Source organism: Actinoplanes sp. NPDC026619, assembly GCF_040638295.1.
Classification (GTDB): Bacteria; Actinomycetota; Actinomycetes; order Mycobacteriales; family Micromonosporaceae; genus Actinoplanes.
The window spans coordinates 66,564-80,486 of sequence record NZ_JBEZYA010000034.1; the positions used below are offsets into that span (position 1 = coordinate 66,564).

Here is a 13,923-nt window from a genome sequence, read left to right on the forward strand (position 1 = left end):
CGGGTTAAGCGGTGGTGCAGGTCGATCCGTTCAAGGTGAATGCCGGCGGACTGGTGAAGGTGCCGGAGTACGTTCCCTGGAATCCGAAGCTGGTGTTGGCGCCGGCCGCCACGCCGCCGTTCCAGGTCACATTGCGGGCGGTGATCGCGCCGCTCGAACCGGTGAGGTTCGCGTTCCAGGAACTGGTGATCGCCTGGCCGGACGGCAACGTGAATCCGAGCGCCCAGCCGTTGATCGCGCTGCTTCCGGTATTGGCAACCGTCACGTTGGCGGTGAATCCGCCACTCCAGACATTGGTGCCGTAGGTGACCCGGCAAGCCGCGGTCCCACCGGTCGTCGGGGAGGTGGTCGGCGCAGTGGTCGGGCTGGTGGTCGGGCTGGTCGTGGCTTGGCCCCCACTGTTGACCGCGGCCGAGAAGTCGGTCACGGCCAGGCCGGCGCCGCCGATCCACGGCTCGAAGCCGGCCTGGATGCTGGTCAAATACCACGAACTGGTGATAGCGCCACGGTTCTTCACGTCGTTGATGAAATCGAGGACGCTGAAGCTCCAACTGGCGATGGCGGCCGGCGCGACGTAGGAGATCACCGCGTTCGAACCGTTGCTGCCGCGCCAGACCTCCCAGCTCCGGCCGCCGATCGTGGTGGTTCCGACGACCGAGCCGATCGGCTGGATCGAGCCCTGCCGGTTGAACCAGATCATGATCTCCTGCTGGTTGACGCCGTCGGTCTTCGGCGACGGGTCGAGCCAGATGTCGTACGCCGCGTCGTAGGTGGCGCCCGAGACGTACTGGTAGGAGATGCTGCTGGTCGCGCTGGAGATGGCGCTGACCTGCATCGGCAGGTTCGTGCCCGGGGAGCACTTGGTGTAGTGGCAGCCGAGATAGACGGCCGGATAGGAAACCGGAGCGCCACTCGTATTGCCGACGCCCTGCTGACTGGTGATCGAGAACCCGGTGCCGGTCACGTTGATGCATTGCTCGGCGGAGGTGCCCCACCGATTGTTCATCACGATGTACCGGCCGCCGATGGTGGTGGAGCCGTACTGATCGCAGATCTGCGTGTCGGCCGCCGCTGGTCCGGCGACGGCGAAGGCCGTCACAGCACTGCCGGCCAGAAGGCCGAGTGCCGCGATGGCGCGGATGGCACGTCTCATTGCGAAGCTCCTTGGGGAGGGGATTCCCGCGGGGACGGGTCTGTGGGAGCGCTCCCATCGCACGTTACAGGACATTCACGAACCTGAAAAGTAGGTGGTACCGGCCGGATCTGAAGTCCGCTCCCCGGTCCGCGCGGTCACGTGTACATAATTGCGACATGCAGTGTGGGCAATTTGCACTGAGAACTATCGGCAGACAGAATGATTGCGTATCGACATTCGCGGCGCCCACGCCGCGTGCGCATAGTCGTCACTCAAATGACATCGCTGTAGGAGCAGGCACACCATGGCCAAGCAGGTAATAACCCTTCTGACCGACGACATCGACGGCGGAGAGGCCGACCGCACCGTCGAGTTCGGACTCGACGGTGTGAACTACACGATCGACCTCTCGGAGAAGAACGCCGGAAAGTTGCGTAAGGCGCTCGACCCGTTCCTGAACTCGGCCACCCGGGTCGGCCGCAGCGGCGTGGTCGCGCCTTCCCGGCGCAGCGCACCGGCCAGCACCGGCCGGGCCAGCCGCGATCAGAATCAGGCGATTCGCGAGTGGGCCAACAAGAACGGGTACGAGGTGTCCGAGCGCGGCCGTATCCCGAGCCACATCGTCGAGGCGTACCACAGCAAGCGATAGGTTGAACCCGTCGTCGGATAAACGGCGTCCCCGCGCTCGCGGGGGCGCCGTTTTCTTCGGAAAGAGGCAGACATGCGGGTCGTAATCGTCACCGGCGCGTCGAGCGGAATCGGCCGGGCCACCGCCGCGCGAATCGGCCGGGCGGGAACGACCGTGGTGCTCGCTGCCCGCCGCGCCGACGAACTGGAATCGGCGGCGGTTTCGATCCGCGATAAAGGCGGCGAGGCTGTCGTCGTGCCCACCGACGTCCGCGAGCCGGCCCAGATCACCGCGCTGATCGAGCGAGCCGCGGCGATCACCGGCCGGATCGACGGCCTGGTCAACAACGCCGGGGTGGGCGGGGTGGCGTCGATCCTGGCCGACGACGAGCTGGTCGCCAAACTGATCGACGTGAACCTGATGGCGCCGATCCGGCTGATGCGGGCGGTCGTCCCGCTGATGAAGGAGCAGCGCTCCGGCGCGATCGTGAACATCGGCTCGGTGGCCGGCGAGATCGGCATCAGCGGCACCTACTCGGCGACCAAGTTCGCGCTGCGCGGCATGACCGACTCGGTGCGCCGCGAACTGGCCGGCACCGGCATCGGCGTGACGCTGGTCGAGCCCGGCTTCATCGCCACCGACCTGACCAAGGTCCGGCCCGGCCTCCCCGGCCCGGAGATCGTCGCGGCCGCCGTCGAGCGGGCCCTCCTGCGCCCCCGGCGCCGGATCGTCGTGCCGTTCAAATACCGCCCCGCGATCACCCTGGCCAACGCGGTGCCGGCGCTGACCGACCGGATCTTCGCCGGCCGCGCCGCTTCCCGCCGCGAGGTCAAGGGCCGGCCGTAGGGACCACGTCCTCGGCCCGGTCGCGTTTGGTCAGCATTTCCCAGAGCGTCTCGGCCAGGTCAGCCGGCTCGACCACCGGGATTCGGCTGAAGTCGACGCCCACCGACAACTCGCCGGAGGTCGCGACGCGGTGGCCGGCGCTGCCGCGAATCATCGCCGCGATGTGCAGCACACCGGCGTAGACGCCCTGGGCGGCGATCTCGCCGTTCAACGAGAGGACGTAATTGCGCGCCGCGGCCATCGCCGGGCCCAGGCCGCTCAGATTCGGCATCGGGCGGACCGCGGAGACACCCTGGCCGATCAGGATGCCGCCCTCGCCGCGCGCCAGCATCTCCGGCAGCACCTCGCGGACGATCGCGATCGGGGTCAGCAGGTAGAGATTGACGTAGTGCTGCGCGGTCGCGACGTCCAGGTCGGTGGCACGGACGAAGAGGTCGGTGGTGATCGGGGCGTACTCGATCACGTCGATTCGCTCGAAGCGCTCGCGGATCCGGCCGATCAGGCCGGGGATCTCGGCCGTGCGAGTCAGGTCGGCCGCAAAGGCCGCCGCCTCGACACCCTCCGCCGCCAGCTCCGCCACGAGGCCGTTGAGCCGGCGCTCATCGCGGGCGACCAGCGCGACCCGATAACCGGCGAGGCCGAAACGGCGGGCCACCGCGGCGCCGAGACCGACCCCGGCGCCGAAGACCACCACGGTTCTGGGCATGAGCACTCCCTAAGTTGAGGTGGGTGTCAACTTAATTCGAAGTTGAGGGTGCCGTCAACTTAATGCGTGGGAGACTGGGCGGATGGAACAGCCGATGCGCCGTGATGCGCGGCGCAACGCCGAGCGCCTCACCGCCGCCGCCGGGCAGGTCTTCCGGGAGCGCGGTCTGGACGCGCCGCTCGAGGAGATCGCCCGGGCCGCCGGGGTCAGCGCCGGCACGCTCTACAACCGGTTCGGCGGGCGGGACGCGCTCATCGACGCGGTGATGCCCGACGTGGTCGAGACAAAGGTGCGCGAGGCGATGGTCCGCGCCGAGGCCGAGGCCGACCCGTGGGACGGCTTCGCGCTCTACGTGACGCTGCTGTGCGAGCTGCAGGCCACCGATCTGGCGGTGAGCGACGCGGTGAGCCGGCGCTACGCCGACGCGAAGCGGCTCAACGAGATCTGCGAGGCCCAGATGGACGGGGTGCGCGGGCTGATCGCCACCGCGCACGCGGCCGGCCGGCTGCGCGCCGACTTCACCGCCGAGGACCTGCCGTACCTGCTGTGGACCACCTCGACCGTGGTGCGGGCCACCGCCGGCGTGGCGCCGGACGCCTGGCGGCGGGCGCTCGCCTTCACGCTGGACGGCCTGCGGCCGGCCGCGGCCCGGGCGCCGCTGCCGGCCGGGCCGCTGACCTCCGAGCAGGTGCACGCGGTGATGCTGACGCTCGGCAGCCGGCCTAACAGTCGGGCTCGGGCATCCAGTGCCACCGCGGATCCCACCTGAGCCACTCCTCGGCGGCGGAGAGCTCCAGCAGCGCCCGGCACAGCTCGCTCAACGTCGCGGCCGCCGAGGTCGCCGAGCAGTTCCCGGGCACGAACGTCACGGTGCTGAGCCGGGACCGGCCGGGCTGGATGATGTCCGAGCCCGCCCGCGCCTATCTGGACCGGGCGCTGGAGCGGCTGGGCGTGCGGGTCCGCTCGGGTGTGGAGATCACCAAGGTGCTGCCGGACGGGGTCGAGCCGGCCGGCGGCGAGATCGTGCCGGCCGCCTCGGTGGTCTGGACGACCGGCTTCCACGTGCCGCCGCTGGCCGCGGACGCCGGCCTGGCGGTCGACGAGCGCGGCCGGATCCGGGTCGACGCGACGCTGCGGTCGGTGTCGCACCCCGAGGTCTACGCCGTCGGCGTCGCGGCCGCGATCCGGCAGTCCTGGGGCATGATCCACGGGACGTGCCAGAGCGGCATCCCGACCGGCGCCTACGCCGCCGACGCCATCGACGCGCGGCTGCGCGGGCGGACGCCCAAGCCGTTCCGTTTCGGCTGCATCCACCAGCCGGTGTCGCTGGGCCGCCGGGACGCGGTCATCCAGTTCACCCGGGCGGACGACACGCCGCGGCGGTTCTATCTGACCGGGCGCCTCCCCATCCTCTACAAGCAGACGGTCAGCAGCGGGCCGCCGCACTTCTTCCGGATGTCCAAGCGGGTCAACCTGCCGCCGGCCGTGCTGTCGGCGCGCGGTGGCCGGGCCAACCGCAACGGCGGCGCGCAAGGCGGTCATCGCGCCGCGCGGACTTCCAGGCGCCAGCGCATCGTCTCGTCGGCGCCCGGACCGGCGGCGAGCGCGGTGTCCTCGGGCTCGACGATCTCGCCGGTGGACGGATCGACCACCCGGGCCTCCAGCGGGCGGCCGGTGCGCCGATGCACCAGCTCGAGCGGCTGCCCGTCGGGGTAGAGCCCCCAGCGGTCGCCCCAGTCACGCAGGGCGGTGAAGGCGATCCACAGGTCGCCGCCGCGGCCGGTCACCACATAACGGTCGCGGTGCGGCCGCTCCTGGTAGGGCCGGCGCTCGATCAGGCCGGACTCCTTCAGGTGCCGCAGCCGGGCGGCCAGCGTCTGGGCCGGGATGCCGGTGGACCGGCGGAGCTCCTCTTAACGCGACAGTCCGAGCAGCACGTCGCGAAGCACGAGGAAGCCCCACCGGTCCCCGATCGCCTCGACCGCACCGGCGATCGAGCAGGTCATGCCGGCAAACGAAGTCGTCCTCATCGGACGACTCCAATGATGAGAGTGACCTCGGATCAAGGCAGGTAGTAGTTGGGGTTGGGCAGCTTGAACGTCTTGTCGGCGTACCCGCCCTTGAGGTCGGAGTACTGATCGCCGAAGTTGGCCACGATGTCGTAGCCGAGCGACTCGATGTGCGCCCGGGTCGCCGACTTGTAGTGGATGGTCGTGCACTTGCCGCCGGTGTCCGCGGCGCAGGCCGTCTTCAGGTAGTCCGGGTAAGCGGTCACGTCCGGCTTGGTGAACAGGCCGTCCTCGCCGTTGCTCAGGGTGGTCGGCTTCGGGTAACCGGCGTCGATGCCGATCCCGTCGGCGGTCAGGTTGCCCAGGGTCGCCTCCTCCTGCGCCGAGCCACGCCCGGTCAGGTAGAAGATCGCGTAGCCCTCGCGCTCGGCCGCCGTCACCGTCGCCACCATGCCGGGCACGGCCGGGAACTTCTGCCCGAGCACGTAGTCGGCGTTGGCGGTGGCGTTGTACGCCCAGTTGCTGACCAGCTCGTAGTTCCAGGTGGCGAGCGTGGTGTCGTCAACGTCCAGGATGATCGCCTTGGTGGCGTGGCCGTGCTTCTTGTAAGAAGAAGCGAGGTAGTGGGAGCCCGACGCCGCGACCCGGCTCGCCTCCTTGGCGTAGTTGCCGTCGGCCGCGAACGTGCCGGTGCCCAGCGGGTCGCCGTAATAGTTACGCAGCTGCTGACGAAGCACGTCGATGTTGGTGACGTCCTTCTCGGAGCGCGGGGTGCTCGTCTTGATCGCGGGCTCAGCGGTGGCTGTGGCGGCCGCCCAGCCGATGCCGGCGCCGCCGAGGCCCACCGTCGCGACGGCCGTCAACGTGACGGCCATCCGGCGGGAACCCCGCAGGAAAGAGATGTTCATGATCGGCAATTTAGACCTGAACGATCGTTGACACCATCTGACTCAGCGCTTCAGTTCCATCAACCGGGGTCGACCACAGGTAGCCCTGACCGAGTGGACATCCCAGCGAAACAAGCAGGTCACGATGGACCGATGATTCGATGCCCTCGGCGATGACGGTCAGGTTCATCGACTGGGCCAGGTTGACGATGCCGGCGACCAGGGCGGTCTCCTGCGGGCCGGCCGCCATGTCATCGATGAACATCTTGTCGATCTTCACCACGTCGACCGGGCGCTGCCGCAGGTAGCCGAGCGACGAGTAGCCGGTGCCGAAGTCGTCGATCGCCACCCGGACGCCATGGGTGCGCAACTCGGCCAGGTCCCGCCAGACCGTCTCGTGCTCGCCGGCCAGCAGCGTCTCGGTGAGCTCCAGCATCAGCGCCTGGGGCGGCACCCCGGCGTTCGCGAGCGCGCCGAGGATCTCGTCGACGAAGCCGCTCTCCCGGAACTGCCGGACCGAGACGTTGACGCTCACGTACGGCTGCCGGTCGCCCGGCAGGATCTGCCGCCACTGGGCGACCGTGTGCAGCGCCTGCTGGAGCACCCAGCGACCGATCGGCACGATCAGGCCGCTCTCCTCGGCGACCGCGATGAACGCGGCCGGTGACACCACGCCGTTGGTCGGGTGGTACCACCGGACCAACGCCTCGAAGCCGAGCGGCTGCTCGGTCGCGAGGTCGACGATGGGCTGGTAGTTGAGCAGGAAGTGGCCCTCGTGGACGGCGTGCTCGAGCGCCGACCGCAGTTCGAGGCGCTCCACCATCGCGCCGTGCAGGTGGGACTGGTAGCGCCGCCACTGGTTCTTGCCGGCGCCCTTGGCCACGTACAGCGCCAGGTCGGCCTGCCGCAGCAGCTCGTCGGCGTCGGACGCCTCCGGGGTGGTGGTGATGCCGATGCTGGCCACCGCGATCACCGAGATCTCGCCGTCGATGACGATCGGCTCGGCCAGGGCGGCCAGGATGCGGGTGGCGGTCTCCTCGACCACGGCCGGGTCGCGCACGTTCTCGATCAGGGCGGCGAACTCGTCGCCGCCGAGCCGGGCCGCGGTGTCGTCGGCGCGCAGGGCGCCGGCGATCCGCTTCGCCACCGTGGTCAGCAGGGCGTCGCCGGCCGCGTGGCCGTAGGTGTCGTTGACCAGCTTGAAGTCGTCCAGGTCGATGAAGAGCACGCCGACCAGCGAGCCGTCCCGGGCGCCGCGAGCGAGCGCGTGCTCCAGCCGGTCGTTGAACAGCACCCGGTTGGCGAGCCCGGTCATCGCGTCGTGAAACGCCTGGTGAGTGAGCTTGTCCTGCAGCCGGCGCTGCTCGGTCACGTCCCGCAGGGTGTAGACGAAACCGGCCACTGCGGGGTCGTCGCGCAGATCGTCGCGGTGCACCTCGAGCACGATCCCGTCCGGTTCGAGCACCGCGGACAGCGGTTCTTTCAACGGATCAAAACCCAGCACGCGTACGGCGGACGGGCTGGCGTACCGGATGCTCTCGTCCTCGTCGACGATCAGGATGACGTCGGCGGCGTTCTGCACCAGCGCCCGGAAGTAGTTCTCGCTGTCCCGGCGGGCCACCTCGCGGCCCAGCTCGATCCGTTCGAGGGCGAGCGCGGCCTGCCCGGCGAGCACCTCGATGGCCCGCTGCAGGCCAGGCAGCTCGCCGTCCGGCGCGCCCACGTGCAGCACGCCGACGAGCGACTCGGCGCTGGTCGGCCGGTCGCGCAGCACCATCGGGCAGCGCAGCGTGCCGCTGAAGTGGGTGAGCCGCACTCCGACCGCCCAGTCGACGTCGCGGGTGGCGACGATCCGGGCCACGGTGCCGGCCGCGCGGTCGACGGCGGCCTGCGCGGCCGCCTCGGCCGGCAGCGGTCCCTCCTGGGTGAACGGCATGGCCAGCACGACGCCGTGCGGGATGCCGGCCGGGAGCAGGTCGGCCACGGCGGTGCGGACGGCGTCGGCGACCGCCTCCACGTCGGCCGCCGACACCAGGGCCGCCGAGGCCGCCCGCAACGCCCGTTCCCGGGCCAGCGCCCGCCGGTGGTTCGCCATGATCCCGGCCATCCGCGCCAGGACCAGCACGAACATCAGCGCGCCGAGCACCGCGCCGGCGGTCAGGTCGCCGCCGAGCAGGACCGCCGGCGCGACCAGCCCGAGCAGCGCGATCCGCCGCCGGCTCGCCTCGCCGGAGATCCGCTCGGCCGGCCGGCTCAGCGTGGTCATCGAGGGGTGCAGGGCGGCCAGACCGGCCCCGGCATAGAGCCCGAACCGTCCCAGTCCGGACACCTCGCCGCTCAGCCAGGACAGCTCGGCGCCGACGTCGGCCGTCAGCATCAGCAGCACGCCCGCGCCCAGCAGATAGGTGGCCGGCACCTTGCGGCCGGCGGCGGTCAGCAGCCGCAGCAGCATGCCCAGGCAGAGCAGGTCGCCGGCCGGATACGCGAAGGTCAGCCAGTCGCCCTCGTGCGCGCTCGGGCCGAGCAGGAAGGTCCAGCCCAGCACGGCGCCGCCGGCGGTCAGGATCAGGGCGTCGAGCAGCGCGGCGCGGTCACCCACGCCACCGGTCCGGCGGCGAATGAAGATCCAGAAAACCCCGGCCAGGGCCGGATAGGCCGCGATGATCAGTCCGGCGCCGAGGTGGTGCAGGCGAGGACTGCTTTCGGCGTACGCCGTGACGCCGAGCGCCGAGGAGGCGAGCGCCGCCGCGAGCAGGCTCCACGGGTCCTTGTCCGTGGCCCGGTTGCGGCGCACCCCGTAGGCAATCGCCGCGATCGCGGAGAAGCCGGCCGCCAACTGCACGATCGGCTGTCCCGAGGGCAGCAGGCAGAAGGCGGCCGCGAGCGCCACCATCCACCCACCGAAGATCGCGCCGGCCGGAGTCACGCCGGGTTGATCGGCCCGCCGCGGCCCTGGATGAGCTGAAGCGGCACAATCGACACGTGCTTCTCGAGTTCATTCGCAGCAACACCACGCCCGCGCCGACCCCGTTCGTCCCGGAGGTCACGCTGTTCCAGGCGGACGAGCCGATCGCGCTGTGGGAGAAGACCGAGGAGCTCGGCGCCGAGCAGCCGCCGCCGTTCTGGGCGTTCGCCTGGGCCGGCGGGCAGGCCCTCGCCCGGCACCTTCTCGACCATCCCGATCTGATCGCCGGGCGCAGCGTGCTCGACCTGGCCACCGGGTCGGGGCTGGTCGCGGTGGCGGCGGCGCTGGCCGGCGGCCGGCCGGTGGTCGCCAACGACATCGACCCCTATTCGCTGGCGGCGGCGTCGGCGAACGCGCTCGCGAACGGCGTCGTGGTCGACACCGTCGAGGACGATCTGCTCGACACCCTCCCGGAGCAGCAGGTGGTGCTGGCCGGCGACGTGTTCTACAGCCGGGAGATGGCCGGGCGGGTGCTGCCGTTCCTGCGCCGGGCCGCCTCGCGGGGGTCGCTGGTGCTGGTCGGCGATCCGGGGCGGGCCTATCTGCCGGCCGGCTTCATCAAGCAGGCGACCTATGAGATCCCGGTGATCGAGTCACTGGAGAGCGTCAAGATCCGGAGCACGTCGATCTGGCAGGTCGTCTGATCCCGGCGGGCTGCTCCCGGCCGGCCACGGTCGTGGCCGGCCACGACCGGCGATCTGGGCCGGCCGATCTTGGCCGGCCGATCTTGGCCGGCTGGGCCGCAGCGGGCGCACGGCCCGGTGTTGCAGCCAGGTCCGACTGCTTGGCGGGACCTGTCCGCGGCGTACCGTCAAAGGGCCTTTGCTATGAGATCGCAGAGTTCGTGGCCGTCGCAGATGGTGTGGTCGGGGGTTGGCCAGTCCGCTTCGCGCTCTTTGTCGGTGCGCGGGGAGCGCATCAGGATGGCTTGGGCGACGTCGGCGCGGCGGGCGCAGGCGACGTCGCGGCGGCGGGAGTCGCCGATGAACCAGCACGATTCCGGGGGCACGCCGAGCTCGTCGGTGGCGTTCCAGATCATCTGCGGGTTGGGTTTGCGGACGCCGGCCTCGTTGCTGTAGATCTGCACCGCAAAATATGGGTGCAGACCCACCTTTTTCAGGAAATCCCGGTGTGCGGCGCCGGAAAGGGTATTGCTCACGATTGCCAGCTGAATCCCGGCGGCGTACGCGGTGTGCACCGCCTCCGGGATGCCGGGCCGAAGCTCCCAGTTGTCGCGCCAGGCCCACTCGTAACTCAGCTTCTTGACCGCGCCCCGCACCGGGACCTGCGCGGCCGGCGGCCAGCCCGACATCACGAACCGCTCCCAGACCTCGGCCTGCGACAACTCGTCCGGCCAGTCCTCGTCGCGCCAGCTCGCCCACGCGTCCGCGCCGTCGGTCAGCGATCGCTGGATCTGGCCGGGGGTCAGCGCACCCCGGGACAGGTTGTAGATCCGCAGCACCAGGGCGTGCGGTGCGGGACGCTGCGGCGGAGCATCGGCGACGGTGCCGCCGAAGTCGAACAGAATCGCGTCCGGACGCATGTCAGCGAGACGTTCCCAGGCTCCAGGCGCGCACGCCCCCGACGATACCGGCCGTGTTCGGCACCACGACCACGTCGTCGCCCATCCGCGCCAGCTGGGCGGGGGTGATCAGGCGCGAGTTGCCGCCGCCGAGATAGAGGCGGTCCCAGAGGAAGACCGGGCGCAGCCCTTCGACGACGTTGCGCACCCGGCGCGACCAGAGGGCGTCGCCGAGCCGGCGGCGCTCGTGCTCACCGATGTACGTGTCGTAGGACATGCCCCAGCGCACCGGCGCCTGCGACATCTCCAGGTGCGGGGCGAGCACGCCACCGTCGAAGAGGGCGCAGCCCAGGCCGGTGCCGAGGGTCAGCATGAGCTCGCACCCGGTGCCGGCCACCACTCCGGCCCCGTGCACCTCGGCGTCGTTGAGCACCAGCGTGGGCAGGCCGAACGCCTCGGCCAGGGCGGTGCGGGCGTCGAATCCATACCACGCGTCGACCAGCTCGAGGTCGATCTTGGTGCGCGGGCCGCTGCGGGTCACGTAGTGCGGGGTGGCCACGACCACGCCGTGCCGCAGCATGCCGGGCATACCGACGGTGACCCGGTCGGCGGTGGGCAGGCGCTCGCCCAGCTGCACCAGCGTCTTGACAAAGAGGTCGGGCGGCAACGGATAGGGCGTGGGCACGCGCAACGGTTGTGCGCGCATGGTGCCCGCCTCGTCCAGCACCGAGCCCTTGATGCCGCCGCCGCCGCAGTCGATAGTCAGGGTGAAAGCCACGCCTCCAGTCTGCATGGAGGTCACCTCCCCGCCCTATTCTTCCTCGGTTGCCACCTGGAGAGGGCGCAGGCGCACCCGGGTGATGGCGCGGCCGGTCACCTCGACCACCTCGGCGGTGAAGCCGGGCAGGTCGACCACCTCGCCGGGGCCGGTCGGAATGTGCCCGAGCGCAGCCAGAACCATCCCGGCCACGGTCGTGTAGTCGCCGTCCTCGTGCGCGTTCGACTCGTCGTGCAGGCCGATGTCGGGCAGGTCGTGGATGGGGAACGCGCCCGGCATGAGCAGCGCCCCGTCGGGCTCCCGGACCACGGCGGCCACATCGCGGTCGGTCTCGTCGTAGATCTCCCCGACGATCTCCTCGACCAGGTCCTCCATCGTGATGATGCCGTCGATCGCGCCACGCTCGTCGACCACCAGCGCCAGCTGGACCCGCTCGCCGCGCATCTGCCGCAGCGCGTCGGACACCCGCAGCGTCTCCGGCAGGAAAAGCCCGGGCCGGCTCAGCGCGTCCACCGGACCCTCGGCGTCGATCAGGTCGCGCAGGTGGACGACCCCGATCACGTCGTCGAGGCCGGCCGGGCCGACCACCGGCGCCCGGGAGTGCCCGCCGTCGATGAGCGCGCGCAGCGCCTCGTTGGCGGGGCAGCCGGTGGCCAGGCTCAGCACATCGCGGCGGGGCACCAGGATCTCGCGCAGGATCCGGTCGGCGATCTCGAAGGCGCCGCTGATGATGGTGCGCTGCTCGGCCGAGAAGTCCTGCTGGGCGGCGACCATGTCGCGGATCTCCTCGGTGGTCACCTCCTCGCGCTGGGCGGTCGGGTCGCCACCGGCCAGCCGCACGATCCCGTTGGTGGAGACGCCGAGCAGCCACACCGCCGGGCGGGAGATCATCGAGAGGATGTCGAGCGGGCGGGCCACCAGCAGCGCCCAGCCCTCGGTGCGCTGCATGGCGATGCGTTTCGGGGCCAGCTCGCCGATCACCAGGGTGACGAAGGTCAGCGCGATCGTGACGATCACGATGGCCGCCGGCTGGGCCGCGTCGCCGAGGAAGCTGAGCGGCTCGAGCAGCGGCTTCGACAGCGACACCGCGGCGGCCGCGGAGGCTAGGAAGCCGGCCAGGGTGATGCCGATCTGGATGGTGGCCAGGAACCGGTTGGGGTCACGGGTCAGCCGGCCGAGCACCTTTCCGCTGCGTGACTGCCGTTCGAGCCGTTGAATCTGGCTCTCGCGCAGCGACACCAGCGCCATCTCGCTTCCCGAGAAGGCGGCATTCACCAGCACCAGCACCAGGACGAGAACAATCTCTCCGCCGGTTCCACCCATTGTCAGCTCTCCCGGCCCAAAGCGATCACGAGGGGAACAACTTACCCAGAGTGGCGGCGATACGCGCGTCAGAACTTCGCGAAGGACCGGATCGGCATCCTCGGGCCGAATTTCGGCGCCCGGATGCCTCCGTGCGCGAGCAGATCACAGACCCGGCCCCGATGCCCGCGGAACGGCTCCAGCAGCTCCAGCATCCGCTCGTCGGTGCCGCGCGCTTCGCCGGCCAGCCCGAACGCCACCGTGTTCGGCACGTGGAAGTCGCCGACGCTCACCGCGTCGGCGTCGCCGTAGGCGATCCGCACCACCTCGGCGGCGGTCCAGGGGCCGATGCCCGGTAGCGCTTTCAGCCGCCTGGTCGCCGCGTCGCTGTCCGCGCACTCCTCGAGGCGGGCGGCGACCTGGGCGGCGCGCAGCAGGGTCTGGGTGCGGCGCTGTTCCACCCCGAACGGGTGGAAAACCCAATAGGGGGTGGCCGCTATCGCGGCGGGATCGGGCGGGAGCAGGAGATCTCCGGGGCCCGGCGCCGGCTCACCGAATTTTTGGACGATCTTGCGGTACGCGCGGAACGCTTCGATGCCGGTGACCTTCTGCTCCAGAATCGCCCGGAGTACGCGGTGGAAGATCATCCCGGTCCGCGGCATCCGCAGGCCGGCAAAAGTGCGGGCCAGTTGATGCACCACCGGGTGCTTGGCGGCCAGGCCGGGGAAGTCGTCGACGTCGTCCCGCAGGCCGGCGATCGCGTCCGCGTGGTCGGCGAGCCAGCTTTCGCCCGGGCCGTGGCAGGTGACCGCGATCTCACCCGATTTCTCGCGGCTCAAGTGGATGCTGCCCGGTCCGTCGGGGGTGCGCGCGGCCAGCCGGAAGTCATCGGCGGTCAGCCGGCCGATCGGGTCGAACTGGGGCGCGAGCAGCGGGGCCAGGGTGCGGGCGAAGTGGTACCGCTCGGGCGGGGCCAGCCGGCGGGTCACGGTCACCGCGCCACCTTAGCTTTTGGTCAGGAGCTTTTGGTCAGGCCGATGGCCCTGACCGCGCTCCCGGTCAGGGCCATCGGAGGCGTCCGAACACCCGAGTGGTTCGGAACGCCGTGAACCATCCGCTTCGGCCATCCGTCAGGGGGAAGGACG

13 protein-coding genes and 1 pseudogene are annotated in these 13,923 nt (G+C 70.6%); 5 read left to right on the forward strand and 9 right to left on the reverse strand.

Annotation, left to right across the window (positions count from 1 at the left end):
* Nucleotides 1-4: 4 nt before the first annotated feature.
* Nucleotides 5-1,153: a cellulose binding domain-containing protein gene (locus AB0E90_RS44335; RefSeq protein WP_360418373.1), complete on the reverse strand. Its 1,149-nt coding sequence runs from the start codon at nt 1,151-1,153 to the stop codon at nt 5-7.
* 286 nt (nt 1,154-1,439) lie between these two features.
* On the opposite strand from AB0E90_RS44335, the gene AB0E90_RS44340 reads away from it, so the two are divergent.
* Complete coding sequence (locus AB0E90_RS44340; protein ID WP_360418374.1) at nt 1,440-1,784, forward strand: Lsr2 family protein; 345 nt, start codon at nt 1,440-1,442, stop codon at nt 1,782-1,784.
* Between the two features lie 72 nt (nt 1,785-1,856).
* Nucleotides 1,857-2,609 carry an SDR family oxidoreductase gene (locus AB0E90_RS44345; protein WP_360418375.1) on the forward strand — a complete coding sequence of 251 codons (753 nt, stop codon included), beginning with the start codon at nt 1,857-1,859 and terminating at the stop codon, nt 2,607-2,609.
* Here the strand turns inward: AB0E90_RS44345 and AB0E90_RS44350 are convergent.
* Entirely contained in the window at nt 2,593-3,315 is a 723-nt protein-coding gene (locus AB0E90_RS44350) for an SDR family NAD(P)-dependent oxidoreductase (RefSeq protein WP_360418376.1), read from the reverse strand. The genes AB0E90_RS44345 and AB0E90_RS44350 overlap by 17 nt on opposite strands.
* Before the next feature lie 82 nt (nt 3,316-3,397).
* Between AB0E90_RS44350 and AB0E90_RS44355 the strand changes: the two genes are divergently transcribed.
* Together AB0E90_RS44355 and AB0E90_RS44360 are read left to right on the forward strand one after the other, a co-directional pair.
* The gene (locus AB0E90_RS44355) at nt 3,398-4,084 is read left to right on the forward strand and encodes a helix-turn-helix domain-containing protein (protein ID WP_360418377.1); all 687 of its coding nucleotides are present in this window, start codon (nt 3,398-3,400) and stop codon (nt 4,082-4,084) included.
* Nucleotides 4,081-5,031 (forward strand): FAD-dependent oxidoreductase, encoded by a 951-nt coding sequence (locus AB0E90_RS44360; protein WP_360418410.1) that lies wholly within the window; start codon nt 4,081-4,083, stop codon nt 5,029-5,031. Before AB0E90_RS44355 ends, AB0E90_RS44360 begins: the two co-directional genes overlap by 4 nt.
* 17 nt (nt 5,032-5,048) lie before the next feature.
* On the opposite strand, the pseudogene AB0E90_RS44365 reads toward AB0E90_RS44360, so the two are convergent.
* The 3 genes and pseudogenes from AB0E90_RS44365 to AB0E90_RS44375 form a co-directional block, all read right to left on the reverse strand.
* Nucleotides 5,049-5,213: pseudogene (locus AB0E90_RS44365) on the reverse strand (winged helix-turn-helix transcriptional regulator); the annotation flags it as partial.
* A 164-nt stretch (nt 5,214-5,377) separates the two neighbouring features.
* Nucleotides 5,378-6,232, reverse strand: a complete 855-nt coding sequence (locus AB0E90_RS44370) for an HAD family acid phosphatase (protein WP_360418378.1) — start codon at nt 6,230-6,232, stop codon at nt 5,378-5,380.
* 10 nt (nt 6,233-6,242) lie between these two features.
* The gene (locus AB0E90_RS44375) at nt 6,243-9,137 is read right to left on the reverse strand and encodes an EAL domain-containing protein (protein WP_360418380.1); all 2,895 of its coding nucleotides are present in this window, start codon (nt 9,135-9,137) and stop codon (nt 6,243-6,245) included.
* Between the two features lie 56 nt (nt 9,138-9,193).
* Between AB0E90_RS44375 and AB0E90_RS44380 the strand changes: the two genes are divergently transcribed.
* A complete protein-coding gene (locus AB0E90_RS44380) occupies nt 9,194-9,820 on the forward strand; it encodes a 50S ribosomal protein L11 methyltransferase (RefSeq protein ID WP_360418382.1) in 627 nt (208 codons plus the stop codon).
* Nucleotides 9,821-9,987: 167 nt separating this feature from the next.
* Here AB0E90_RS44380 and AB0E90_RS44385 read toward each other — a convergent pair whose 3' ends face one another.
* The 4 genes from AB0E90_RS44385 to AB0E90_RS44400 form a co-directional block, all read right to left on the reverse strand.
* Entirely contained in the window at nt 9,988-10,719 is a 732-nt protein-coding gene (locus tag AB0E90_RS44385) for an HAD family hydrolase (protein ID WP_360418383.1), read from the reverse strand.
* Nucleotide 10,720: 1 nt separating this feature from the next.
* On the reverse strand, nt 10,721-11,476 hold the full coding sequence (locus AB0E90_RS44390; RefSeq protein WP_360418384.1) for an ROK family protein: 756 nt from the start codon (nt 11,474-11,476) through the stop codon (nt 10,721-10,723).
* Between the two features lie 33 nt (nt 11,477-11,509).
* The gene (locus AB0E90_RS44395) at nt 11,510-12,799 is read right to left on the reverse strand and encodes a hemolysin family protein (RefSeq protein WP_360418385.1); all 1,290 of its coding nucleotides are present in this window, start codon (nt 12,797-12,799) and stop codon (nt 11,510-11,512) included.
* Between the two features lie 68 nt (nt 12,800-12,867).
* Nucleotides 12,868-13,710, reverse strand: a complete 843-nt coding sequence (locus AB0E90_RS44400) for a DNA-3-methyladenine glycosylase 2 family protein (RefSeq protein WP_360418411.1) — start codon at nt 13,708-13,710, stop codon at nt 12,868-12,870.
* Nucleotides 13,711-13,923 lie beyond the last annotated feature (213 nt).